At 43.1% G+C, this 25,026-nt stretch carries 26 protein-coding genes and 1 other RNA gene; 6 read left to right on the top strand and 21 right to left on the bottom strand.

Annotation, left to right across the window (positions count from 1 at the left end):
• Positions 1-12 precede the first annotated feature (12 nt).
• Entirely contained in the window at positions 13-366 is a 354-nt protein-coding gene (locus F7R58_RS05980; RefSeq protein WP_158064028.1) for an MmcQ/YjbR family DNA-binding protein, read from the bottom strand.
• 79 nt (positions 367-445) lie between these two features.
• Between F7R58_RS05980 and F7R58_RS05975 the strand changes: the two genes are divergently transcribed.
• On the top strand, positions 446-1,102 hold the full coding sequence (locus tag F7R58_RS05975) for an NAD(P)H-binding protein (RefSeq protein WP_158064027.1): 657 nt from the start codon (positions 446-448) through the stop codon (positions 1,100-1,102).
• Between the two features lie 15 nt (positions 1,103-1,117).
• On the opposite strand, the gene F7R58_RS05970 is transcribed toward F7R58_RS05975, so the two are convergent.
• From F7R58_RS05970 to F7R58_RS05935, 8 genes are all read right to left on the bottom strand, one after another.
• On the bottom strand, positions 1,118-1,687 hold the full coding sequence (locus tag F7R58_RS05970) for a glutathione peroxidase (protein ID WP_158064026.1): 570 nt from the start codon (positions 1,685-1,687) through the stop codon (positions 1,118-1,120).
• A gap of 43 nt (positions 1,688-1,730) precedes the next feature.
• Positions 1,731-2,393, bottom strand: coding sequence for an outer membrane lipoprotein-sorting protein (locus F7R58_RS05965; RefSeq protein ID WP_158064025.1), 663 nt, complete (start codon positions 2,391-2,393; stop codon positions 1,731-1,733).
• A 37-nt stretch (positions 2,394-2,430) separates the two neighbouring features.
• Complete coding sequence (gene kdsB / locus F7R58_RS05960) at positions 2,431-3,174, bottom strand: 3-deoxy-manno-octulosonate cytidylyltransferase (protein WP_187695272.1); 744 nt, start codon at positions 3,172-3,174, stop codon at positions 2,431-2,433.
• Positions 3,175-3,269: 95 nt separating this feature from the next.
• On the bottom strand, positions 3,270-4,988 hold the full coding sequence (locus tag F7R58_RS05955) for a phospho-sugar mutase (RefSeq protein WP_158064023.1): 1,719 nt from the start codon (positions 4,986-4,988) through the stop codon (positions 3,270-3,272).
• Between the two features lie 99 nt (positions 4,989-5,087).
• The gene (locus F7R58_RS05950; RefSeq protein WP_229723858.1) at positions 5,088-5,336 is read right to left on the bottom strand and encodes a four helix bundle protein; all 249 of its coding nucleotides are present in this window, start codon (positions 5,334-5,336) and stop codon (positions 5,088-5,090) included.
• A 170-nt stretch (positions 5,337-5,506) separates the two neighbouring features.
• The gene (locus F7R58_RS05945) at positions 5,507-6,208 is read right to left on the bottom strand and encodes a GIN domain-containing protein (RefSeq protein WP_158064022.1); all 702 of its coding nucleotides are present in this window, start codon (positions 6,206-6,208) and stop codon (positions 5,507-5,509) included.
• A 22-nt stretch (positions 6,209-6,230) separates the two neighbouring features.
• Positions 6,231-7,181, bottom strand: a complete 951-nt coding sequence (locus F7R58_RS05940; protein ID WP_158064021.1) for a glycosyltransferase family 2 protein — start codon at positions 7,179-7,181, stop codon at positions 6,231-6,233.
• A 23-nt stretch (positions 7,182-7,204) separates the two neighbouring features.
• Positions 7,205-7,780, bottom strand: a complete 576-nt coding sequence (locus tag F7R58_RS05935) for a DUF4199 domain-containing protein (RefSeq protein ID WP_158064020.1) — start codon at positions 7,778-7,780, stop codon at positions 7,205-7,207.
• Between the two features lie 47 nt (positions 7,781-7,827).
• Here F7R58_RS05935 and ffs point away from each other — a divergent pair.
• Positions 7,828-7,925, top strand: an RNA gene (gene ffs, locus F7R58_RS05930) — signal recognition particle sRNA small type.
• A gap of 2 nt (positions 7,926-7,927) precedes the next feature.
• Here ffs and F7R58_RS05925 read toward each other — a convergent pair.
• The 6 genes from F7R58_RS05925 to F7R58_RS05900 form a co-directional block, all read right to left on the bottom strand.
• The gene (locus F7R58_RS05925) at positions 7,928-8,614 is read right to left on the bottom strand and encodes a metal-dependent hydrolase (RefSeq protein ID WP_158064019.1); all 687 of its coding nucleotides are present in this window, start codon (positions 8,612-8,614) and stop codon (positions 7,928-7,930) included.
• Between the two features lie 210 nt (positions 8,615-8,824).
• Positions 8,825-9,754, bottom strand: coding sequence for a 1,4-dihydroxy-2-naphthoate octaprenyltransferase (gene menA, locus F7R58_RS05920; RefSeq protein ID WP_158064018.1), 930 nt, complete (start codon positions 9,752-9,754; stop codon positions 8,825-8,827).
• 43 nt (positions 9,755-9,797) lie between these two features.
• A complete protein-coding gene (locus tag F7R58_RS05915; protein ID WP_158064017.1) occupies positions 9,798-11,300 on the bottom strand; it encodes a PH domain-containing protein in 1,503 nt (500 codons plus the stop codon).
• Entirely contained in the window at positions 11,293-11,907 is a 615-nt protein-coding gene (locus F7R58_RS05910; RefSeq protein ID WP_158064016.1) for a PH domain-containing protein, read from the bottom strand. Before F7R58_RS05910 ends, F7R58_RS05915 begins: the two co-directional genes overlap by 8 nt.
• A 17-nt stretch (positions 11,908-11,924) precedes the next feature.
• The gene (locus F7R58_RS05905) at positions 11,925-12,764 is read right to left on the bottom strand and encodes a 1,4-dihydroxy-2-naphthoyl-CoA synthase (RefSeq protein WP_158064015.1); all 840 of its coding nucleotides are present in this window, start codon (positions 12,762-12,764) and stop codon (positions 11,925-11,927) included.
• Between the two features lie 177 nt (positions 12,765-12,941).
• Complete coding sequence (locus F7R58_RS05900) at positions 12,942-13,202, bottom strand: hypothetical protein (RefSeq protein WP_158064014.1); 261 nt, start codon at positions 13,200-13,202, stop codon at positions 12,942-12,944.
• Positions 13,203-13,497: 295 nt separating this feature from the next.
• Between F7R58_RS05900 and F7R58_RS05895 the strand changes: the two genes are divergently transcribed.
• The 3 genes from F7R58_RS05895 to nhaA all read left to right on the top strand — a co-directional run bounded on the left by F7R58_RS05895 (position 13,498) and on the right by nhaA (position 17,341).
• Complete coding sequence (locus F7R58_RS05895) at positions 13,498-13,863, top strand: hypothetical protein (RefSeq protein WP_158064013.1); 366 nt, start codon at positions 13,498-13,500, stop codon at positions 13,861-13,863.
• A gap of 109 nt (positions 13,864-13,972) precedes the next feature.
• Positions 13,973-16,177 carry a RelA/SpoT family protein gene (locus F7R58_RS05890; protein WP_158064012.1) on the top strand — a complete coding sequence of 735 codons (2,205 nt, stop codon included), beginning with the start codon at positions 13,973-13,975 and terminating at the stop codon, positions 16,175-16,177.
• A gap of 12 nt (positions 16,178-16,189) precedes the next feature.
• Positions 16,190-17,341, top strand: a complete 1,152-nt coding sequence (nhaA, locus tag F7R58_RS05885) for a Na+/H+ antiporter NhaA (protein WP_158064011.1) — start codon at positions 16,190-16,192, stop codon at positions 17,339-17,341.
• Here nhaA and F7R58_RS05880 read toward each other — a convergent pair.
• Entirely contained in the window at positions 17,338-18,360 is a 1,023-nt protein-coding gene (locus tag F7R58_RS05880) for a YihY/virulence factor BrkB family protein (protein WP_158064010.1), read from the bottom strand. The two genes, nhaA and F7R58_RS05880, sit on opposite strands and share 4 nt — an antisense overlap.
• Positions 18,361-18,390: 30 nt before the next feature.
• Between F7R58_RS05880 and F7R58_RS05875 the strand changes: the two genes are divergently transcribed.
• Entirely contained in the window at positions 18,391-18,864 is a 474-nt protein-coding gene (locus tag F7R58_RS05875) for a 23S rRNA (pseudouridine(1915)-N(3))-methyltransferase RlmH (RefSeq protein ID WP_158064009.1), read from the top strand.
• A gap of 11 nt (positions 18,865-18,875) precedes the next feature.
• On the opposite strand, the gene F7R58_RS05870 is transcribed toward F7R58_RS05875, so the two are convergent.
• From F7R58_RS05870 to secD, 5 genes are all read right to left on the bottom strand, one after another.
• Positions 18,876-19,691, bottom strand: coding sequence for a tetratricopeptide repeat protein (locus F7R58_RS05870; RefSeq protein ID WP_158064008.1), 816 nt, complete (start codon positions 19,689-19,691; stop codon positions 18,876-18,878).
• Between the two features lie 11 nt (positions 19,692-19,702).
• Positions 19,703-20,257, bottom strand: coding sequence for a phosphatase PAP2 family protein (locus F7R58_RS05865; RefSeq protein ID WP_158064007.1), 555 nt, complete (start codon positions 20,255-20,257; stop codon positions 19,703-19,705).
• Positions 20,258-20,261: 4 nt separating this feature from the next.
• On the bottom strand, positions 20,262-20,579 hold the full coding sequence (locus F7R58_RS05860) for a twin-arginine translocase TatA/TatE family subunit (RefSeq protein WP_158064006.1): 318 nt from the start codon (positions 20,577-20,579) through the stop codon (positions 20,262-20,264).
• A 98-nt stretch (positions 20,580-20,677) separates the two neighbouring features.
• Positions 20,678-21,904: a TCR/Tet family MFS transporter gene (locus tag F7R58_RS05855; protein ID WP_158064005.1), complete on the bottom strand. Its 1,227-nt coding sequence runs from the start codon at positions 21,902-21,904 to the stop codon at positions 20,678-20,680.
• 136 nt (positions 21,905-22,040) lie between these two features.
• On the bottom strand, positions 22,041-24,956 hold the full coding sequence (secD, locus tag F7R58_RS05850) for a protein translocase subunit SecD (protein ID WP_158064004.1): 2,916 nt from the start codon (positions 24,954-24,956) through the stop codon (positions 22,041-22,043).
• Positions 24,957-25,026: the final 70 nt, after the last annotated feature.

Genomic DNA, 25,026 nt, shown 5'->3' with positions numbered 1-25,026 from the left:
TCTGCACATTCACTACATATCGTATAACTCTAACTGCTTTTTCTTTGTCAGTGATTTAAAGATAAGTTCATACGAGTGATCGATCAGTATTAGGATCAAATCCTTTTTCAGGCCTTCGCACACCACCGAGTTCCAGTGTGTTTTGTTCATGTGGTAGGCGCCAGTGATCTGAGAATGCTGGGCACGGAGATCGGCGGTCCATTCCGGGTCAGTCTTTACGGAAATAGTCAGTGGCTGCTGCTCCAGCGGAATAAGGAGGAACATTTTTCCTCCCACTTTCAGTACTAAAGTTTCCTGATCGAAGGGGAAAGTTTCTTCCACTCCTTTTTTTGCATTGCAATACGCCAGTATCTCGTCTATTTCCATATTGAAGTCTCAGTCATCAATATTAATTAAAAATCCGTAAATTTCAGTCATCAGAACTTACAACTGCAGATCAGAATTTATGAAAGCACTCATTATAGGAGCCACCGGCGCCACCGGAAAAGATTTGGTAAACCAACTGCTGCAGGACAGCGGATTCACTCAGGTGGATGTTTTTGTGAGAAAACCGCTGACGTCTCAACACCCAAAACTTAGCGTACACGTTGTTGATTTCGATAAGCAGGAAGAGTGGAAACGCCTGGTGAAAGGTGATGTGGCCTTTTCCTGTATGGGCACCACACTGAAGAACGCCGGCAGCAAAGAGGCGCAGCGAAAGGTTGATTTTGATTATCAGCTGGATTTTGCCAAAAATGCGAAGGAAAACGGTGTAGACGATTTTATACTGGTGTCCGCCTATGGCGCGAGCCCAAAATCAAAGATCTTTTATTCCCGAATGAAGGGTGAGCTGGAGGAGGAAATAAAAAAGCTGCATTTCAATAAACTGACCATCTTCAGCCCCGGCATGCTGGACCGACATGATTCGGAACGTACAGGTGAAGTGCTGGGTGGCAAGATCATTAAATTCGCCAATAAGTTCGGCATCCTGGAGCAGCAGAAACCTTTGCCAACTCCCGTCTTGGCTAAAGCCATGATCAATGCAGCCGGGATTAAATCCAACGGCTATTCCAAGATCAAACTGGGCAACATTTTCAGTTTTGCAGAAAAAAAGAACGGCTGATTGCCGTTCTGTGTATTATTTAAGGTGCTTTGTAATGGCGCCGTCGGTTGGTTTGGTGGTACTGATGTACGAATCTATTAGCTTACCGTTTTCATCAACAAGAAACTTAGTGAAGTTCCAAAGGATGGTTGTATTCTTTACACCGTTCAGTTCTTTTTGGGTCAGGAACTGGAATAAAGGTGCGGTATCATCTCCTTTTACAGATACCTTGGCCGCCATTGGGAAGGTTACCCCAAAATTCTTCTGGCAAAAGGCACCGATTTCTTCGTTTGTTCCCGGTTCCTGTCCGCCGAAATTATTGGCCGGGAACCCTATCACCACAAGTTTATCCTTATAGGTATTTGACAGTTCTTCCAAATCGGCATACTGCGAGGTGAAACCACATTCTGAAGCCGTGTTCACGATCAGGATTTTCTTACCCTTGTAATCTGCAAGATCAATCTGGCCGCCGTCCAGGCTTTCCACTTTGTAATCATATATACTTTTCATAACATTTGATGTTTCCGGTGACTGTTCCTTTTTCATATTGGTGCAGCTTTGCAAAAACGCACCTGCGGCAAGAAGGAAGATGAATATTTTTTTCATAGGGTTAATTTCTTAGAAAAATGAGTATTGCATATAGTCTCTTCTAAAACTTAAAGGTGTTTTCCGGGAACACCCTGTTGGTTTCAATTTTATTGATCAGGATGACATAATCACTGTCCTTTTTCGCAGACGAAGATTCTATGCGGAATGGCATCATCAGGCTGCCAACTTTCTTATAATCGCTGTACACCAGGCTTTCGTCTTTCTTTACTTCCTTCAGCAACTGGTAATTTTTTGTATCGAAATAATAAAAGCTGGTATTTACATTTTTAGTAAGCTGTACTTTGTGGCAATAGGTATTTCCTACTTTCTCCTTTCCAAGATATTTTGCCTCAAAACCTTTACTTTCCCAGTCTATGAAATCGTTGTCGAAGCTTTCCGCAATATAATTCGGATATTCCTGCAGCCTGTTGTTCGCATAATTCATGGCGTAACCTTTTTTACCGTCATATCCTTCAATTGCTGTTTCCTTTTTGCCGATGATGATGGAAGTCTTGCTAAGATTAGGTCGTTGCTGGTAAATTTTAATTGGGTACTCGTCATTAATTCCAAGGGTCACCCTGCCCTGCAGCATTACAGTATTCAGGAGTTTCCAGTTGGTCAGTCCGCCGCTCAGTTCAATGTTTTTGTCAATGATTTCCTTCGCTGTTTGTGCATTTACCAATCCACACATCATCATCATCAGCACTGCAATTATCTTTCTCATTCAGTCAATCAAATATTTTTCAAATATATACTATTATTTACAGACCTTTCCGTTGTGCTTCCAGGATTAGTTTTGCCTTTTCAAGGTCTTCCGGAACGTCTATTCCCACGCCCACAAAATCGGTTTCGATCATTTTGATCTTCATGCCATGCTCAAGGTAACGTATGCACTCAATTTTCTCGGCAGATTCCAGCGGGCTCATGGGCAAACTTGCAAACTTAAGCAGCGCCGACTTCCTGAAGGCATAAACGCCGATGTGCTTAAAATATTCTGTGGCATAAGATTCATCACGCGAATACGGAATGACAGACCTGCTGAAATACATTGCAAATCCGTTCAGGTCAGTGATTACTTTAACGTTATTCGGATTCTCAACATCCTCCTTTTCCGAAAGTTTAATCTTTAGGGAAGCGAGTGAAATCCGGTGTTCAACATCATATTTGAATACGTTAATAAGCTGGGTCAAAGGTTCAAGTTTCAGGAAGGGTTCATCGCCCTGCACATTTACCACGATATCACAGCTTATATTCTGTACAGCTTCAGCAATACGGTCACTTCCTGTTTCATGAGTTCCGGTCATCACTGCTTTTCCTCCAATTCGGGCAATCTCGTCAAAAATGATTTCTGAATCCGTAGCCACAAAAACTTCATCAAAAAGACCGGTGGAGATCACATTTCTGTAGGTGGTAGAAATGACGGTTTTGTCGCCCAGCAACTGCATCAGTTTTCCGGGAAAACGGCTGGCTTCATAGCGGGCGGGTATTACGGCGATAATTTTCATGAGGATAAGGAGCCATAAGCTTTAGGCTTTAAGCATTACGCTGTGGAATTGTAATAATCAATGATCTAACTATGTGGATAAGGTGTTCAATTTCTTTACAGATTAAGGTCTGCTTTGACTTGACGAATCTTCTGATCCAATAGTTGCAGCTTTGAGTTAAACTCGGCTTCCGAATCTAAAGTATCTTTTACAGAGACATAAAACTTGATCTTTGGTTCTGTACCGGAAGGGCGAACGCAAACTTTTGTCCCATCTTCTGTATACCATATCAGCACATTTGATTTCGGAATATCGTCCATTACAGACTTTTTGGCTGTAGTCACATTAACCATGGACTGCTCCTGAAAATCTTTAATCTCGGCAACCGGTGACCCCGCGATTACTTTCGGCGGGTTTTCGCGGAAGTCACGCATCATAGTTACGATCTCTTCGGCTCCGGAACGGCCTTTTTTGACTACGTTGATAAGCCCTTCATAGTACATCCCAATCTCTTTATAGATCTCGATCATGTACTGGTACATTGTTTTGCCGTTGGCTTTGCACCAGGCAGCAATTTCGCAGGCTAGAAGAATTGAGCCGCAGGAATCCTTGTCGCGAACAAAATCACCCGTCATGAAACCAAAACTTTCCTCGCCGCCGCAAACAAACTTTTCTTTACCTTCAAAATCACGGATCATCTTTCCAATCCACTTGAAACCGGTAAGGCCTACCTTGCAGTCTACACCGAATTTCTCAGCAATATCAAAAAAGACATCGGAAGTCACGATGGTGGAACCGATGAATTCCTTTCCTGTAATCCTGCCTCCTTTCTGCCACTGATCAAGGATGTAATAGGTCAGAATTGTATTACACTGATTGCCGTTCAGCAGTTGCATTTCGCCGTCCAGGTTGCGTACCGCAATGCCAAGCCTGTCGCCGTCCGGATCGGTACCGATCACAATATCGCCGTTGGTGATGCGTGCCAGGTCCATGGCCATTTCCAGCGCGGCCGGTTCCTCAGGATTGGGAGACTCTACCGTAGGAAAATTACCGCTTGGTATCATCTGTTCCTTTACAAGGTCAATTTTGGTAAATCCGGCTTTCCTTAATGCTTGAGGAACAGTGGTGTACGTGGTGCCATGGATAGAGGTGAACACGATATTCAAATTATCGTAACCTGTTTTATCTTTTTGGTAGAGAGAATTTTCTATGCAGGCGTCAATATAGACATCATCCTGCTCCTCTCCTATCCACTCAATAAGTTCGTCGTTTCCGGTAAATTTAATCTCCTCAAATTTCACTGCGTAGACTTCCTTAATAATGGCCGCATCATGTGGCGGAACAATCTGCGCACCGTCGTTCCAGTACACTTTATACCCGTTATATTCAGGTGGATTGTGCGAGGCTGTTAATACGATACCGGCATTACATTTTTTATCCCGCACGGTAAACGAAAGCTCAGGTGTAGGGCGGTGTTCTTTAAAAAGCAGTACTTTTATACCGTTAGCTGTAAGTACATCAGCGCACATCTTACCAAATTCTTTGGAATTGTTACGTACGTCGTAGGCAATGGCGACTTTAATTTCCTCAGCCGGAAATTGGGTATGAAGATAATTGGCAAGTCCCTGTGTGGCCTGGCCGAGCGTGTAACGGTTAAGCCTGTTTGTACCCACGCCCATGATGCCACGCATTCCACCGGTGCCGAATTCGAGTTCGCGGTAAAAGGAATCCTCAAGTTCTTCGGGGTTTCCGGCAATCCACTGTTTAATAATGGATTGGGTATCATTGTCAAATGTATCGGTGAGCCAAAGCTGAGCTTTTTCTAATGTAGTCATTGTTTATTTGTGTTTGTAGTTATGAATGATGTTATAGGTTGGAAGATGGAAGTTGGAAGATGGAAGTCCAGATTTATTTACTATCCACAAATTGCAGCCCTACTTCAATTGGTTTCTGAATGCTATAATTTGATTCATCAGATTAAAACTTTGATTGTATAAATTAATAAAATTACCCTCATATTTATAAGTTCTCCTATTTGCTTTATATAGACAGGTCACCACTTCCGCCAGCGAACGTATAGCATATCCCAGGAACTTTCGGAATTCGGCAGCTGACTGTAAAATAGAACCTTCCGAAATATTTAAAGCAATAGAATCTGCTGCTCTTCGAATCTGGGAGGACAAATTATAATTTCATCTTTTGGAAAAGCGGCTGCCATATGATGAATTTTTTCTCCGAAATCCATGGCCTTTTGCCAAATAATTAATTTTTCAAATTTAAAACTTATGGTTTAAGGTTAGACCGGTTATTTTCTTCCTTCTCCCGACTTCCATCTTCCTTGCTCCATTCTACCCTACTCCAGTAACTTATTCTGCACATTTGCCGTTTTGTCAATTTTAAATGCGCGGATAGGGTCATTATAGTAAAGGAACTTAGCCGTATTACCAATCTTTCCTTTTAGTGAGTCTTTTACATTTACTTCCGCGTAATTCCCGTTTTTGGAGTCAATATTCAGGTTGGTAATCATCCAGTAAGGTGCGATCAGGTTGGCAGTATCTGCTATCTTAATCACAGCGTCGCGTGTTTGTCCCTGAAAATTGGCGCGGCTGGTATTCATCAGATCAATTTCGGCCCGGCGGGTATTGACCGAGCCAATGAACTTGGCATTATCTTTCAGGCTTAGTTTGAAATTATCTGTTTTTATCTCACTGGAAAGGGTCATCTCGGCAGAATCTGCTATTGAAATACTGGCGGGACTGTACCTTGAATAAATGTTAATATTGTAGAAATCAACTTCCTGGGTTTCCCTTTTTTCCTCAATATACAGTGTTTTATCCTTCACCTTAATCCGCAGATTATCCAGGATGTTCGGATAGGTCTCTACATTAACAAAATTATCCGCTGACCGCAGGTAAAAGACCCGGAATTTACCTTTCAGGTCAAGTTTTGTAAATTCCTCCACCTTAATATCCCGATTTTCAATATCGCCTTCGGGTTTAATTTTTCCGCAGGATAAAAGGCTAAAAATCAGAATCAGTAAACAACCGTTTTTCATACTTCACATTCGTATAGTTACGCTAAATTACCTGGTCAATGTGGTAATGCTTATTATCCCGGGTGGTCCGGATAATCATTTCGCCCAGGAACCCTGCAATAAACAGCAGTGACCCCAGAATCATCATGGTAAGTGCGATGAAGAAAAAAGCATTGTCTGTAAGCAGGTGCCCATAAACGCCCCGCGATACGTCGATGAGTTTGGAAATGCCAAGCCACAGTGCCGAAAGAAATCCAATTATGAACATGATGGTTCCCACTGCACCGAAAAAGTGCATAGGTCTGCCACCGAAACGGCTTACGAACCAAAGGGTGATCAGATCAAGGAACCCGCGCACGAAACGTTCCGTCCCGAATTTGGAAGTTCCGTAAGGTCTGGCCTGGTGCTGAACTTCTTTCTCGGTGATACGGCGGAAGCCTGCATTGGCTGCCAGTACAGGAATGTAACGGTGCATATCGCCATAAACATCAATAGATTTTACAACCTGCTTTTTATAGGCTTTAAGTCCGCAGTTAAAATCATGAAGTTCTACACCTGAAACTTTGCGGGCCGCCGAATTAAAGAGTTTAGAGGGCAGGTTTTTAGTCATTACATTGTCAAATCTTTTCTTTTTCCAGCCTGAAACGATATCGTAATCCTCTTCTTTCACCATCTGATAAAGTTCGGGTATCTCTTCCGGGAAATCCTGAAGATCCGCATCCATTGTAATAATTACATCGCCGTGCGCCCTTTCGAAGGCGGCATGTAAGGCCTGGGATTTACCGTAATTTCGCGAAAACCGTATGGCATTGATCTGCGGGTGCTGCACTTTAAGGTTTTCTATGATGCTCCAGGACAGATCGGTACTGCCATCGTCTACAAACCAGACTTCATAGGTCAGATTTGCTCCTCTGCATACTGTATCAATTCTGGAAAAAAGTTCTTCCAGGGATTCCTCTTCATTTAATAAGGGGATGATGATGGATAAATTCATTGATTTGAAAAAAATGGAATAAATTATTTAGTGGTTCTGCCGCGGAAAAATGCTCCGAAAAACAGGGATAAAATTAAGTAAAAAATAAGGATTGCCGCAAAGTAGGAGGAAAATAGCCTGAAGGTAAGCATGTCCTTGTCCTTTACACGCTCCGGTTCAAAACTTTGGATGCGCTGGCGGTATTTGATCTCCAGTTCTTCAATATCTTCCTTTTTTGCCAGGACCTGTTTTGCAGATTCGTACTCTTTGTTCAGTTCTGCCTTCTGGCGTTCCACATACTGATAATTCAAAAGATCTTTGGCATCTGTATCTACAAAGTTCAGGAACACAAACATAGATACTACAGAGAGAAAACCTCCCACGAACATCGGTGTAAAGGCTTTGCTGAAGGCCTCCTTGAAAGAAATTGTACCTTTTGATTTCCAGTAACTGTTTACTGATAGATACGCGAATATGCAGTACAGCAAAGGCAGTACGAAGGCATTGACAATAAGACTGTTGTTAAAATAATCCACACCGCTTATAAGGTAGACGGTGAAGAAAAGCAGCATCGTGGTAACGAAGAGAATGATACCCAGGGTAACAGGATTTTTGGACATAAATGCAATTAAAGTTTGAAGTTTTATAAATATTTGTATATTTGCAGCGGCAAGTCCTACACAACCAGCTCCTGTGAATCCTCCAGGGTGGGAACGCAGCAAAGGTAAACGGTTGTAGCGGTGTGATGTAGATCGCTTGCCATTTTTTTATTTCCTGATTTCAAGGATTTCGCCAAGTTTCGGCAATACCAACTCCACTCCTTTTTCACTGAATTTTGACTTAGCCAAATCATGGTTTATCTTGATGGGTTGAAAAGTATCAAAATGACATCCGATTACTTTAGGAGTTTTAATTAATTCTGAGGCTGCAAATGCTGCTTTTTCCGCACACATAGTGTAGTGTCCGCCAATGGGGAGGATGGCTACATCAATTTTTCCAAAGAATTTAGGCAGGATTTCCATCTCGGCAGAAATGCCGGTGTCGCCCGCAAAATAAATTGTGGTATCTGGTGTTTTCAGCATATAGCCTGCAGGTTCGCCACCATATCTTCCGTCCGGAAATGAGCTGGTGTGACTTGCCGGAACCATTGATATTTCCAGGTCATCTATTTTAGTGGTACCGCCAAAGTTCATATCTATAGATTGCGGATGTTCAAAATAAGCGCAGATTTCCGGTTGAGCGATCACCTGTGCTGCCGGGTGGTGGTACAAAACTTCCTTCACATCGGCGGTATGATCTCCATGGGCATGCGTGATAAGAACATAATCGATGGTCTGAGCTTCGAGGTCAAAACCGGATTCGGCTTTACCAAAGTTATAGAAAGGGTCGCTAAGGATATTTTTGCCGTCGTACGTGAACAGAAAACAGTTCTGTCCAAGGTATTGAATTTTCATTTCTATATGTTTTGTTGGTTGGTTAATCTAATCTTGACATTTAACAGTAAGGTAGCGTTCCTAAGGAACACTGCGCATTATGTTTTGCTAATGGCTGTACAGGTCGCATTCCTACGGAACGCCCATTTCAGCAACTGCAAAGATACAGTTCCTGAGTAACAGCCTTCTTAATGACTTCGCATGATCCTGTAATTGCCTTTTATTTTTCGTCTAAAAGTAATTCAGTCCGAATGCGATCAGAATACTCATAACCAATGTAAGTATGCCGATCTGCTTCAGAAACGGATCCAGCTCCTTTGGATCTTTTACCTGCATAATTCTTCTTCTTAGTGCCATCATGGGAAACATTAAAATAAAGAAAATATAGGCATAGTAATTACCGCTGTTCTGCAGCTCATTCATCATCATAAATACCAGTACAAGCAACAACGGCAACTGCAGCAGGACAATTTCATACACCATCGCATATCTGTAACCCATTTTGAGCGCCAGAGTTTTCTTACCGCTTAGAGCATCACTCTCTATATCACGCATATTGTTGAGGTTAAGCACGGCAGCGCTCAGCATTCCAATGGCCGTTGCAGGTAATAGCATGTCCCAGTGGAAGGTCTTTGTGAAAAGGAAATAACTTCCGCAAACAGCGACGATACCGAAGAAAAGGAAAACGAAGAGGTCGCCAAGACCCAAATAACCATAAGGCTTTTTCCCAACTGTATATCCCACGGCAGCCAGGATGCAGGCCACTCCAAGCGCTGTAAAGGTGTAGAATTCATTCATTAGGTTTTCCCTGAAGAAGGCCAGGTAAAGCAGCGCAACAGTCGCAATGAACGAAAGTACGGCGAAAAGGATCACCGCATTCCTCATTTGATGCGCGGTTATACGGCCGGAGCCCACTGCCCGTTGTTCCGCCTCATGGGACCGAAATTCGTCAGTTCCTTTAATTCCGTCGCCATAATCATTGGCAAAGTTTGAAAGGATTTGGTATAACAGAGTTACGAGCATCGCCAAAGCAAAAATTCGCCAGTCCCAGGTGCCGCCTTCTTCCATAATCCGCCATCTGGCGATGAAGGAGCCCACGATGATTCCACTCATTGAAAGTGGCAGCGTACGGAGCCTTGCGGCTTTTATCCAATCTATCATAAAATCTTATTCATTTGTAGTAATTGATAATTTACTGCAGGTGTCACATCCAGCTTTTCGAAGTGCTTTCTACTTTATACAGGCTATAATTCACAAGTTTCCGAAGCTTGCTGTAGCTTGAACTTCTGAACGAAATCCTGCCACCCGCCGTAAAGAAAGTTGCGGACCCAAGATCACTTTTGTTCTGCCAGAAATACTGCTGGAGTTTAATTGCCTGGATTTTTTCCGTTTCTATGGTCTTCCGTTTAAGGTCCCAAATACCGGACTGCACCATGATAAAGTCTTCATTATAATAAAGTCGGCTGTTTCGGAATGCCATTATAATACCTGTTTCTGCGGCCAGGAGGTAGGCTGCCAGAAGCGGAAAATAGGATGTATCCAAAAATATGACAAAAATAATTACGGGTAAAACTATATAAAGCAAATGTCCGATAATAAGTTTGCGAAGGTCGGGCCGTAACATTTTTTTGAAAACTGGCATGCGGTTCCACAAAAATTCCAGTAAATCATTTTTTTCTTTCGGACTGCAACCAGGGATCGTTGTATAGCTGTCCCTGCTATTCACTTCTCCTGAAATCTGGCTGACGCGAAGCTGGAGGACGTTCACCTTCTTCTGCAAAAAATTCTGTATTTCGGTCACCATCTGCACTTTACTTTTGCTGATGATGGCATTTTTGGTGTTCAGCAGGCCGTATTCCAGCGACAGCCTTTCCCCGCCTTTAAAAATTTTCATGCCATAGTAAATTACCAGATTGGTCACCAAATTCACAGCTATACCCACAATGAAAAGCATGAAGACAAGAAGGAATATAGCAATGACCGGTACCTGATGAAGCAGAGCGGCATTGATGTTTTGAGATGCGCTTCCGGAAATAAACTCTTCCAAAGACTGTTCACGGAACAAATCCAGGACACTTTGCCCCACATAGATCATAATACCGATAAGTCCCAGAAAACTTTTGAGATAATTTGCGGTGAGGCCATATTTTATCAGAGAAGTTACAGAGATCTTTATAAGTTCGGGTGAATCAACTCTTGATGCAGATGTTGAGGCGGTTGACAAAACATCGGTGGCCAACGTTTGATACCCCATCAGATAATGCTTCAGGTCACGCGCATTCTTAAGTGAAATGGCATTTACTGTAACTTCCTTCTTGTCACTGCCGGGACTGTCAATTTCAAGTTTGTAAATATTCAGTAATCGGTGAATCAAAGGTTGGTTGATATTCACTTCCTGAATCTTATTTTTTTCGATACTGACCTTTTTCCTGTTAATGATGCCACTGTTAATGATTAGCTCTCCAGTTTGCTCACTGATACTGTAGGAAAAGTTGCGGTACTGAAGGTAGGAGACCAGGAACATGACGGCCAGTACGCCCACTGTACCAATAATATAAAAAACAATACTGCCGGGATTTTTATCACGGATAAAAAAAAGCACATATAAAGGCCAGGCCGCCTTGAGGAACTTGCCGAAATTAATAAGCGTTAGCAAAAGAATTCCAATTTTGGACTGACGCCTGGGTGTGCTAAACGCTTTATCCATCTTCCTTACTACTTTCGATAATTGCACCGCTTCCCTTTTCTCCCACTACATCGGTAGCTGATTCCGGCGTTGCCAGTGAATCAACAGTAGAATTTTCACTGTCAATTTTTGCTAAAATCAGCTGGTTAAAGTTTTCAGCGATATCCCCGGGAAGTCCGTTAATTGAAAGGTCAGATCCGCCGGCACCAGCCGTGAATACTGTGACGGACTTCAAACCCAATGAGCGGGAAAGCCAACCTTCTTCCAACGCCGTATGCTGTATTCTGTTGAACGGGATAATAACGATCGTTTTGCTGATAAGACCAAACTGATAGATTACGTCGCGTTCGCGGAAAGCATATTTTCGCTGTCGGAATGCCAGAACCTGATAAATGAAGTTGATTACAACCAAGGCTGTAATTACCACAGGAACAATCCAGGCCAAATCCGGAAAAGAATTTTTCAGAAAAAAGTTACCCACTCCGGCAGCGCCCAATAAGATCACGGAAAAAATAAGGGTGTTCAAAATGATCACCTGCAGGTACTTTTTGGAAACCGGTGTCAGCACCACCTCCTCAAACCTTGGCAGGTCGTGATCCAACACTTTATCATTAAAAAAATGGGACATTCACAGGGATTTGAGCATTATGAAATCCACTGGTTTTCTCCAAAATCAGGTTTTCTTTTTTCAAGGAACGCGTTTCTGCCTTCCTTTGCTTCTTCAGTCATATAGGCTAGTCTTGTAGCTTCTCCGGCAAATACCTGCTGACCCACCATGCCGTCATCAGTCAGGTTCATTGCAAACTTCAGCATTCGGATAGACATGGGTGATTTTCCAAGAATTTCCTGAGCCCACTCATAAGCAGTATCTTCCAGTTCAGCATGCGGAATCACCGCATTTACCATTCCCATCGCCTCAGCTTCACGTGCAGAATAATTTCTGCCCAGGAAGAATATTTCGCGTGCCTTTTTCTGACCCACCATTTTAGCCAGGTAAGCCGAGCCGTATCCACCGTCGAAACTGGTTACGTCGGCGTCGGTTTGTTTAAAGATGGCGTGTTCTTTACTGGCCAGGGTGAGGTCACAAACCACATGAAGCGAATGACCGCCGCCCACTGCCCAGCCGTTTACAACAGCGATGACAACTTTAGGCATAAAGCGGATCAGCCGCTGCACCTCCAGGATATTAAGACGGTGACGTCCGTCATCGCCCACATAACCTTTTTCGCCACGTGCTCTCTGGTCACCGCCACTGCAGAATGCATGACCACCATCTTTTGCACTCGGTCCCTCACCGGTGAGCAGGACAACACCTACTGACGCATCTTCAGAAACATGATAAAAGGCATCATATAATTCAGAAGTTGTTTTAGGGCGGAATGCGTTTCTCACTTCAGCTCTGTTAATAGCTATCCTTGCCACGCCCCCTCTTTTTTTATAAGTAATGTCTTCGTATTCCTTAACGGTGGTCCAGTCTGTATTCATCGGTATATTTTGCGGTAAAGATATGGAATTTGGAATGCGCTTACAAGGATTACCTAAGGCCGGGAATAATGAGAATTCACAAAAAAAAGCTGTGAGCAAAATATTGCCGCACAGCCTTATAAAAATGATTTTGCCTGGAGAAGGGCTTTCCGCCATGTACGAAAAGCATAGGAAACATTAAGAATTGGTAATTCTACGTGAATTGCCGGAATCATTGAAAGTGTTGCCCATGCGGGCACATTTGTACAGGTAAAACTCAGTCTTAAACATACGCCTGCACCGGGCAATCTCAGCTTCCTGTATAATTCTGATCTCATCCTTAATTACCTGTTCACTTACCCTGAACTTCTTTTTCAGCTCATCATAGCAAAGAAGATTTACATTCTCGGTAGTTGAAATGTTTTCCATCAGGAATTTTCTTAAAGTGGTTTGTGACATATAATATTTGTTTTTGATTTATGAGGGTAAGATAGTGATAATATATCAATTATGCAAATTACCCCAAGTATTAATTTAATAGAATGGGTTTAATACTTTTGAGCAAACCACTGCATCAAATTATATACCAGCGAAGGCTTCACCCATTCGCCAATTACTTCTTTGAAGAAAAATAGGACTATGTGGTAGCTGTGGTTGCAGATATATTATAGCGCATCCTCAAATATATGTTAATTATCTTGTCTATCTGTTAAAGATTATGTAAACTTTGTAGGAACCAAATAAATGCTATGATATGACTTCTATGAACTATATTGGATTTTTCCAAAAGCCGGAAGTGCTGCAGAAAGCCCGGAACAGTTTCGAAATAGCCGGTTTCAAACCCAGTGCGCTCGTTGTTCAGGATTCCGAAGACCACCCTCTTATGCTCTGCGTAAAACTTAATGATGAATACGAGCTCCAGATGGCGAACAATATTTTCAAATTTTACGGTGTAACACACATAGATCAGCTAAGCACAAAAATTGATAATGCCGAAGAACTGAGGCGCATTATTTCAATACATTCGCGCCAGCAGATTTTCACACCTAAGGCAATTGCCACTCATAAACATTTTCATGAAGGGATGAATGCAGAAATCCAGTCTTTCCCCAACGAATGATAATCAAGTCAAGCCTGCGCCAACACGCAGGTTTTTTTTTGCATCTATTACTGTAATGTCCGTGGTTAGGTAAGAATTTTGTACTTTCGTCTGCTAAAGCAGGGCAACGATGGTATATGATTTAGAACAGGAAAAACAGGAAATTCTGGCCAGATATAAGGACCTTATATCCAACACGTACCGAACACTGGATGAGGAACAGAATAAGCTGATTCGCAGAGCTTTTGACATAGCTCTGGATGCACACAAAGACCAGCGGCGCAAATCCGGCGAGCCTTATATTTATCATCCGATAGAAGTGGCCAAGATTGTTGCCAATGAAATAGGCCTTGGAGCCACATCCATTGCCTGCGCGCTGCTCCACGATGTGATTGAAGATTCGGAATACACCCATGAGGATCTGGAAAAACTCTTTGGCGAAAAGATAGCCAAGATCGTGAACGGGCTGACGAAGATTTCGATCATGAATCACCAGAACATCTCCATCCAGTCCGAAAATTACCGCAAACTCCTGCTTACCCTCTCCGAAGATTTCCGGGTAATTCTTATAAAAATTGCAGACCGCCTTCATAATATGCGTACCCTGGAGAGTATGCGCCCTGACAAACAGAAGAAAATCGCCTCGGAAACAGTTTACATCTACGCACCCCTTGCTCACCGACTGGGTCTTTACAATATTAAATCAGAGCTTGAAGATCTTTCACTAAAATACAACAACCCGGAGGTTTACGCAGAGATAGATGAAAAACTGGAACTTGCCAATGAGCAGCGGCATAAGTATGTAGATGAGTTTACAAAGGAGGTTTCTGAAAGGCTGAAGGAAGAAAACCTCAGTTTCACCATCAAGGGTAGAGCAAAAGCCATTTCTTCAATTTACCGGAAAATGGTAAAACAGGGTGTGCTTTTTGAGGAAGTGTACGACAACTATGCGATCCGCATCATCTACAAATCCGACGCAAAAAACGAAAAATTCCTGGCCTGGAAAATATACTCCATTGTAACGGATTTATATCACAGTAATCCGCAGCGGATGCGCGACTGGATTACCCAACCACGGTCTACCGGGTATGAAAGTCTGCATCTCACGGTTCTGGGGCCAGATAAGAAGTGGATTGAAGTACAGATCCGTTCTGAACGTATGGATGATATTGCCGAAAAAGGAGTGGCCGCTCATTACAAATATAAGGAAGGCTACCGGCCAAATTCGGATGAGAAAAATTTTGAGAAGTGGGTAACCAGCATCCGCGAGGTTCTGGAAACGCAACAGCACCTTACAACAACAGAGCTGCTGGACAATATTAAACTGAACCTGTATTCCAAAGAGGTATTTGTATTTACGCCACAGGGTGAAATCAAAATCCTTCCTGTAGGTTCAACCGCTCTCGATTTTGCATTTTCCGTACACTCAGACCTAGGTACACGCTGTCTTGGCGCCAAAGTGAACGGCAAACTGGTTCCTATTTCACATGTACTTCAGAATGGAGACCAGGTGGACATCCTGTCTTCCCAAAACCAGAAGCCCAAAGCGGACTGGCTGGACTTCGTGGTTACATCTAAAGCCAAATCCAAAATAAAGAGTTATCTTAATTCCACAAAAAATCATCTCGTTGCTGAAGGCAAGGAAATCCTGCAAAGGAAACTGAGGCACGCCAAGATCAACTTTAACGATGATGAGGTGAACAGGATGCAGAAATTCTTTAACCTGAAAACCTCACAGGAACTTTTTCTCTTTTTCCAGGACGGTACGCTGGATACCGGTGATCTCAGAAAATACATTGAAAGCAAGAGCGTTTTCAATAACCTTCTGAACCGTTTCCGCAAGTCTCCAACAAAAAACCTCGCTTTCGAGGAACCCGCGCAAACCAATCTTGATATGATTGTTTTTGGCAAAGATGAGGAAAAGCTTAATTATACTTTCGCCAAGTGCTGTAATGTGATTCCCGGCGATAAAATCTTTGGGTTCATCACCATTTCAGAAGGAATTAAGGTGCACAGCGATAACTGCCCTAATGCAATCAATCTTCGCGCTCAGTACGACTACCGCGTAATGGAAGCAAAATGGGTGAATGCGGAAAGCTTCATGAACCGGATCAAGATTGAAATTGAAGGTCTGGACAGAATGGGAATGATTAACGACATTACTCAGGTCATCAGCAACGCCATGAGTATAGATATGAAAAGCATGACTATTGCCTCAAACGACGGGATCTTCACGGGGAGCATCAATCTTGAAGTTAAGAACAGAAACCAGCTGGAAGAAACATTTAAACAGCTTAAGAACATCAGCGGAATCTCTAAGGTGAAGCGGATATAACTATAAATCAGTATGAATTTAACCACCTATTTTCAGAATTTTTTTCAAAGCAGCCAGTCATCTGGTATCTTACTTCTTTGTTGTGTTGTAATCTCACTTCTCCTGGCGAATTCCTCTGCCGGTGAAGCTTTTGCCAACCTGCTTCAACAGCGGTTAGGGCCTTACAGTACAGCGGTATGGATAAATGATGGTTTAATGGCCATATTTTTTCTCCTTGTGGGTTTGGAAATAAAAAGAGAGATCATAGAAGGAGAGCTTTCGAGTTTTAAAAATGCGTCGCTGCCCATTTTCGCTGCCGTTGGCGGAATGGTAGTACCTGCAGGCATATTTGCTTTCTTTAACGCCGGTACTGAGTATGCCAACGGGTGGGGTATACCCATGGCCACAGATATTGCGTTCTCGCTGGCGATTGTGGCAATGCTTGGCAGCAGGGTGCCGGCTTCCATCAAGATTTTCCTGGCAGCACTTGCCATTGTAGATGATTTGGGTGCAATCCTGGTAATAGCTATTTTTTATACGGAACAGATTCACTGGATGTACTTACTTTACTCGGCACTCGTCATAATCCTTTTGATTGCGCTGAACAGGTTGAAGGTTACACGCCATATTTACTATATCCTACCGGGCTTATTTTTATGGTATTTTATGCATCACTCAGGCATTCATGCTACAATTGCGGGTGTTATCCTTGCCTTCACTATTCCTACCAATGCTTCGGATACTGAAATATCGCCACTGGAAAAGCTGGAGCACAGCCTGCACACACCGGTAAACTTTTTCATAATGCCCATATTTGCTCTGGCCAATACCAATATACTGTTCAAAAGCGGAATGGTTGACGGTCTTTTCTCAACACTGGGATACGGAATAATTTTAGGACTTGTAGCGGGAAAGGTAATCGGAATAACACTTTTTTCAGGTATTGCCATCCGCACGAAGCTGAGTTCGCTCCCTGCCGATAGCAACTGGACACAAATGGTTGGCACAGGATTCCTGGCCGGAATTGGATTTACGATGTCCATTTTTATCGCACTTCTGTCATATAAAGGACAGGTGGATATTCAGGATGAAGCAAAATTTGCGATACTGATTGCATCATTTTTATCAGGACTTACAGGCTATCTTATTCTGATAAAGTCCGGGCAGAAGCAACTTTCAAATTAAGGTTTGGAGGAGTTTTCGGCAGAATTGTTGGGAAGGATAATCTGATGTTCTTCAATCACCTGCTTTGAGTCGGAATTAAGTACCTGTTTTGGGATTTCCTTCTGCAGCTCATCAGCGATCAGTTTGTCCAGCCTCACACGGCGAATGGCCAAATTGAGCTCGTTTCCAAAAAGCAGCAGATATACATTTACATTCACCCAAACCATTAACAGGATCATGGTTCCGATTGATCCATAGAGGACATTATAGGTGGCGAAATTCCGGGCATAAATCGCAAAGAGATAGGTGGTGAGCACAAAAAGCACCGTTGTAAGCAAAGCACCGGGTACAGCCTGCTTAAATCTTGTAATCTTAACGGTCCCTACCCAATAAAAAAGGGCCAGCAGGAAGAAATAGAAAAGCGGAAAGGAGATAAAACCGATGATCCTGGAAAGGTTTTCCACAAACCAGGAAATATCGTAGGACGGTTTAAACCATTTCAACACAAGTTCAGCGTAGTACACTCCAAAGAGTGCCAGGAAAATAACGCTGATGAAGGCTATGGTAATGAAAAATGCGGTGATGAACTCTTTAACATCGTGATGCTTTACATCCGTATATTCATTAAAACCGTCAATTAATGCAAAAGTGCCGTTGGTGGCAAAAAACAAAGCCAGTACAATGGTAATTTTACTAATTGAGGTTGTATTGGGAATGATTGTATTTTTAATATAGCTTATTACATCCTCCTCTATTCTGCCAGGGAATATCTGGTGCATGAGCACGTCAAAAATATAAAACTGCAGCCTGTCATAATACGGCAAGTAAGGCATTATGGAAAGCAGGAAGAGGATAAAGGGAAAAAGTGAGAAAACAAAGTTCCAGGAGATGGCGCCTGCCGTCCGGCCTATCTTATTTTTGAAAACCCCCTGAATATAAATTTCAAACATTTTCCACAGCGATACCCCCAGAAAAGGTATATGGATGCCGTCCAGGAACTGATGAATTTTTCTTATGAAGCGTGGGGTTCTAAACGTCATTCAACTATATTTGCAGAACAAATATAAGCAATGCGAATCAATTTACTGTGTATCGGCAAGACTGCAAGTGCCGAAATTAGGGGTCTTCTGGAATATTACCGTATACGCCTTCCCCGCCACTGGAACTTTGAACTCATTGAAATTCCGGATGTAAGAAACGCCGGAAATCTGTCACCGGATCTGCTGAAAAAAGAAGAAGCCAAACTTTTTTCAAACCAAATTGAACCTTCGGACATCACTGTGCTGCTTGATGAAAACGGGAAACAGTACAGCAGCCGTGAATTTGCAGCTAAGATGGATGTGTGGATGAATTCATCCGTGAAAAAAATCAATTTCCTGATTGGCGGTGCCTATGGCTTTGCACCTGAACTTCACCATCAAGCCAATGAAAAACTTTCACTTTCCAGGATGACGTTCACACATCAGATGATCCGGCTATTCTTCGTGGAGCAGCTTTACCGTGCCGATCAGATCCTACAGGGTAAACCCTATCACAACGACTGAAATCCAGGCCGTTATTTTGTTGCACACTTTTTCAGCAGATCGTTGATCAGATACTTCTCAAAACCGGTTTTCAGTGCTTTTTCAAGGTTCAGACAGGCATCTGCAGCACGGTTGGTCTCAAATTGAATCCGGGCTTTTGTAACGTATGAGAGTGAGAATTTCGGATCCAGTTTAATTGCTTTTTCCACATCTGCAGTAGCTTCCTTATACTTCTTCTGCGCCAGGTAAACCGATGCACGGTTGTTGTAAAGCAGACTTTCAGGTTTTTCAGCGATCAGTGTATTGTAGTCCTTAAGCGCATCATCCAGTTTACCGCTGTTCATTTTAAAAGTAGCGTAATTGGTACGTGCTATGAGATTATCCGGGGCAATGGAAATGAGATGCTTATAATCTTTTTCAGCCAGATCATTTTTTTTAAGTTCTTCATAAATTTTGGCGCGGGTAAGGAAAAGATCAGCATTTTCAGGGTCCAGAAGCAGACCTTTGGCGGCAAAATCCAGCGCATTTTGTTTATTACCCCACTGGGCATGCATTGAACTTAAATTAACATAGGTATCCAGACTGTTAGGATCGGCCTTCAGTGCATTCTGATAGGAAGTAAAAGCCTGCTGAGTCTTGCCTAGACGGCGCTGTGAGGTTCCCAAACCATTGTAGAACTGAGCTTTCAGCTTGCCAATCCGCTCCTTATCGGCAAGTGAAGCATAGGCTGTTTCTGCACATTTATAATCGGCTTTTTTGAAGCATTCATCCGCCGCTTTTGAATCCTGCAATTGGGCTGGAGCAAGTGCCATCGTGCCTATTGCCATAAAAGTGTAAATTTTTCTCATTGCATTCAGGTTTATTTCTTATTCATTACTTTAAGGCTTAATGTTGCAAATAGACCCCCTAATAAATAACCTACACCCCCTCCCATTAAGATATCCATCGGAAAGTGGACGCCCAGGTAAATGCGGCTGTAAGAAACTATGGCGGCCCAAAGGAAAAGGAAGTACGGAAACCATCCGAACTTTCTCTTCAGCATGAGCGTCATAAAGTTAGCAATAAAAAACGTATTGGATGCGTGTGCCGAATAGAAACCAAAACTGCCGCCACATTCCACTTCCCGCATCAAAGTTTCAAGCGCGGGATCATGGCAGGGTCTCAGTCTGGCAATACCCACTTTAAAGATTCCTGCCAGCTGGTCGGAAACCGCCACGCCTAATGCGATGAAGACAAGCATATAGAGAAGCGCGCGCCATCCATAAGTTCGCAGCAGCACAATGAGAAAGACAAGGTAAAGCGGAATCCAAATCCACTTTTCAGAAATCATGAGCCAGAAATTGTCAAAACCGACACTTCCGAGTCCGTTCAGGAACAAAAAAAGCTCTTTATCTGCGGCTACTAACTCCTGCATTGCATTATCGGCTTACAGGGCCCTGGTGAGTATCGGAAAGCTGATCTTCCTTTGCCTTGGCCGTAAGATCCAGATCGCGTCTTAAATCATGGGTGGGATCATATTCTTTGGCAGCTTCTTTCACCTTTTCAATCTCGCGTTTAATTTCCGCAACAGGATTATCGGTTTCCTTCAAAATTTCGGTTTTTATATCCTCCATTGCACCTTTCATTTTCCGGACACCCAGTCCCAGGTCACGTGCGATAGACGGTATTTTGTCCGGACCAAACAAAACGATAATTGCGAGTATTACTACAATAATTTCAGAGAAACCTAATTCCATGGCACAAAAATACAAAAACTAATAACAAATGTCTGCGGTAATGCAGCCTTAAACCTTTAATGAGAATCGGCGCAGGCTGTATGGAAAAAAACAGCATCTCACTTTTTAGATTTTTTCCGGTGAAAAACGTAGTACACAAATCCCGCACTGGTAGCCATAAATAGAAAACCCAGGAAGAAAGGTGCGCCCGGGAACTGGAAAGGCGCCTGATCATGTGTAAAGAAATAAAACACGTTCGTCATCAGTGGTGGTCCAATGATGGACGTAATGCTTACTACTGATGTGAGTGCACCCTGGATGTCGCCCTGCTCGTTGGCAGGTACTTTGGATGAGATCACAGACTGCAGTGCCGGGCCGGCGATTCCACCCAAACAGTAAAGCATTAAGATAGCGAACATCATCCATTCCTTATAAGCGAATGCGAAAAGCAACATACCTGTAGCATAAAGCATAATACCGTACAAAATACTGCGTTCGGTCCCGAACTTAGGATGTATACGGCGAATCAGAAAGCCCTGCACAACAGCAGTCATGGCTCCCATAACTCCGAGCGAAATGCCGACCATCTTCTCATCCCAACTGAAGCGGTACATGGTAAAGAAGGCCCAGTTTGTCTGGATGGCATGTGCGGCGATATAAACCAGGAACCAGGCCATCATCAGATAAAGGATGGCTGGGTAGCGTCGGATATTGAAAAGTGTGCCCACCGGATTGGCACGTTTCCAGCTGAAATTGCGCCGGTGCTCCTGACCGAGACTTTCAGGAAGTACAAAGATACCATACAGGAAGTTCAGTAAGCAGAGAATACCGGCTGCTATAAACGGAACACGTGGACCAAACTGTCCCAGCAGTCCGCCAATCACAGGTCCCAGGATGAAGCCCAGACCAAAGGCAGCGCCTATCATCCCAAAATTTTTAGCCCGGTTGCTGTCATCAGAAATATCAGCGATATACGCGCTGGCAGTGGTAATACTCGCACCTGTAACTCCGGAGAGAATCCGGCCCACGAACAGCCAGAATATAGTTGGTGCCCAGGCCTGGATGAAGAAGTTTAGCGCAAAGCCCAGTAGCGCAAACAGGATAACGGGCCGCCTACCGTATTTGTCACTCAGGTTACCGAGAATAGGTGCAAAAAGAAACTGCATAAAAGCGTAGACAAAGCTAAGCCAACCGCCGTACTGGGATGCCACGCTGAGATCAGCGTCATGAATGAGTTCCTGGATGAGCGATGGTACAACCGGAATTACAATCCCCCAGCCAGTGATATCAACCAAAAGAGTAATAAATATAAACCCTATGGCTGCCGATTTTTTATTCTTTTTCACAGCTGCGAAGGTAAGAATTATTGAATACTGTGGAAGCAGCTATTTTTTCAAAATGAGCAGACAATTATATTGCTGCATATACATCAACAAAAAAAATGTCCCCAAAAAGGGGACATCGGCACTATATGATAAACTATTAATTGCGTGTTGAACCTGTGTTCTCCTCTACGGCAGGCTTCTCGGCAAGGGCTTTAGTGCCCTTTTTCTTCAGAAGGTCGTAAGATACTGCGGAGGCTATAAACCATGTGGAATATGTTCCGAATCCTACTCCTATCAGAAGTGCAAACATAAACCCTCTCAGGTTCTCACCACCAAAAATAAAGATGGCCAGGATTACAAGGAAGGTTGCAAAGGCTGTGTTAAACGTCCGGCCCAGCGTGCTTGAAATCGAGTCGTTGAAAAGGTTCTCCAGTGTCAACGATTTCTTTTCCTTCAGATACTCACGAATTCTGTCAAAAATGATTACCGTATCATTGATGGAGTAACCCAGAACTGTAAGCAAAGCCGCAATAAAGTCCTGATTGATCTCCATGCTGAACGGCATCATATTCCTGAGTAAGGAATACACACCCAGGATCACGATCGCATCATGCACCAGAGAAGCAATGGCTCCGGTGGAGAACTGCCATCTTTTAAATCTTAAAAGAATATAAAGGAAGATACCGATAAGTGCGATAAACAGTGCCAGGGCACCACCCGTCTTAATATCATCGGCAACGGTAGGGCCTACTTTTACGGAACTGATGATTCCATAAGCAGCACCGTCATCTCCGCCTTTGAAATTTTGAATTGAGGCATTTGCCGGTAGGTATGGTTTAAGACCTTCAAACAGTTTCTGTTCTACGGCCATATCAGCTTCTACGGATTGCTCATTGATCATATAATCCGTAGTAATCTTCAGCTGGTTATCGCTGCCGAATGTTTTTACATCAACCGCATTCTGGTCTCCATCCTTCGCCACAAAGATCTTTTGCAGACTCTCATCCGCATCAACCGGATTAACGGATTTGTCGAAACGAACTACATAACTCCGCCCGCCGTTAAAATCTACACCAAATTTAAATCCTTGTGTAAAGATTGATCCGAGACAGATTACTGTAAGTATGGCCGAGAAGATATAGGCGAATTTTCTTTTGCCGATAAAATCGATCCACGTATTGCGGAACAGATTCTTGGTCATCGGTGTCCAAACTGACAGTCCTTTGCCTTTTTCAAGACGGTTAAAAATCATCACCCTTGTTAGAAGTACACAGGTAAACATAGACATCAGGATACCGATACCCAATGTAACAGCAAAACCTTTAATTGGTCCCGTACCGAAAACATAAAGTACAATTGCTGTAAGGAGTGAAGTGATGTTACCGTCAATAATAGCAGAAAGGGAGAAATTGAACCCTTCTTTGTAGGCTTCCTTGATATTTTTACCCAGGAAGAGTTCTTCCTTGGTTCTTTCATATACAATTACGTTGGCATCAATGGCCATGGCCATGGAAAGTACTACCCCCGCAATACCGGGAAGGGTAAGCGTAGCATCCACCGAATCCATAATACCCATAAGGAAGAACAGGTTGATGAGCATTGCAATAACCGCGTAAACACCGGCGCCGCCATAATAAAATATCAGGTAAACAACGATAATCAAAAAGGCGATGATGAAAGACCACATACCGGACTGGATAGATTCAGCACCCAATGATGGCCCTACCACTTCTGCCTGTACGATTTTAGCACCTGCAGGAAGTTTACCTGCGCCAAGAACATTCACCAAATCCTGGGCCTCTTCCTGAGAAAAGTTTCCGGAGATCTGAGTTCTTCCGCTTGGGATGGCTTCGTTTACATTAGGAGCGGTATATACCACATTGTCCAGGGTAACAGCAACCGGCTTTCCAACGTTTTTCTCAGTCATGGTTTTCCAGTCCTTTGCACCTTTGGAATCCATCTGCATGTCTACCACTACTCTGCCTAAGTCGTCATATCCTATGTTTGCAGATTCTACGGCACCATCTACGGGAGCTTTCTGCGAGGCATTTCCTCTAATTGCATACAGAACCAAATTACCTTCGTTGCCTGCATCCGGTTTATATCCCCAAAAGAAGTTGGTATGCTTGATATTGGCTGGTCTGGCTTTTTTTGCAATCTCGCTGTTCAGAATTTTATTTACTGTTGCGGTATCACTAAGTTTTATATTACCCACACCGTTTGCAGCCATTGTATTGAGCTGCAGCAAGTTCATCAGGTTTGTTGTCTTCGGTACGCCTATAGAATCACCTTTAACCGCGATAATTTGTGAAAGCTGCTCAAAATAAGGAGCCACTTCCGGAAGTTGCTGTACTTCCCAGAACTGTAGTTTTGCAGAAGTCTGAAGCATTTTCTTTACACGGTCAATATCTTTTACACCCGGCATTTCCACGGAAATACGACCTGTGCCGGGTACACGCTGAACGTTTGGCTGCGTTACCCCCATCTTATCGATACGGGTACGGATTACCTCATATGCGGTACCGGTAGACAGTTCAATTCTGTTGCTTACGATTTTTTTAACTTCCTCGTCGCTGGTGTTAAACCGGATCTCAGTAAGGTTTGGATTGCCGAAGATTTCAGGGTCGGCAAGTTTAAGGTTAGCACCTTTCTCTTTATTCACAGCGTCAAACTGCACAAAAAAGTTATCTATGTAGGAACGGGTTGAGTTCTTCTGGACTTCATCAGTACGGTTCAGTGCCTCAATCAGGATAGGGTTTTCTGAATAATTGGTCAGGTTACTGATGAGATCTCTCTGGTTAATTTCCAACAGTACATTGATACCGCCTTTAAGGTCCAGACCAAGTTTCATTTCTTTTTCCTTGGCTCCTTTATAATGGAGTTTTGTAAACCCAAGATTAAGGGTATCCTTGGAGAGCCTGTCCAGCTCTTTCTGATATTTCACAGGATCCCCTGCCGAAATTTCTGTAGCCTGCTTCTCAACTTTACCGGCATACCACGTGGGCAGCAACTCGTTGATGCAGATTAAGCCTAGTATAACCGCAATAAGCGTTATAAATCCTTTTCCTTGCATTATAATACAACATTAAAATTTAGTCGGCAAATATAATGTTTTTATTAGCACTTTTCACATTATTTTAACA

Source organism: Chryseobacterium sp. (assembly GCF_008831505.1).
Lineage (GTDB): Bacteria > Bacteroidota > Bacteroidia > Flavobacteriales > Weeksellaceae > Marnyiella.
This window is presented reverse-complemented; position numbering and strand designations above follow the sequence as displayed.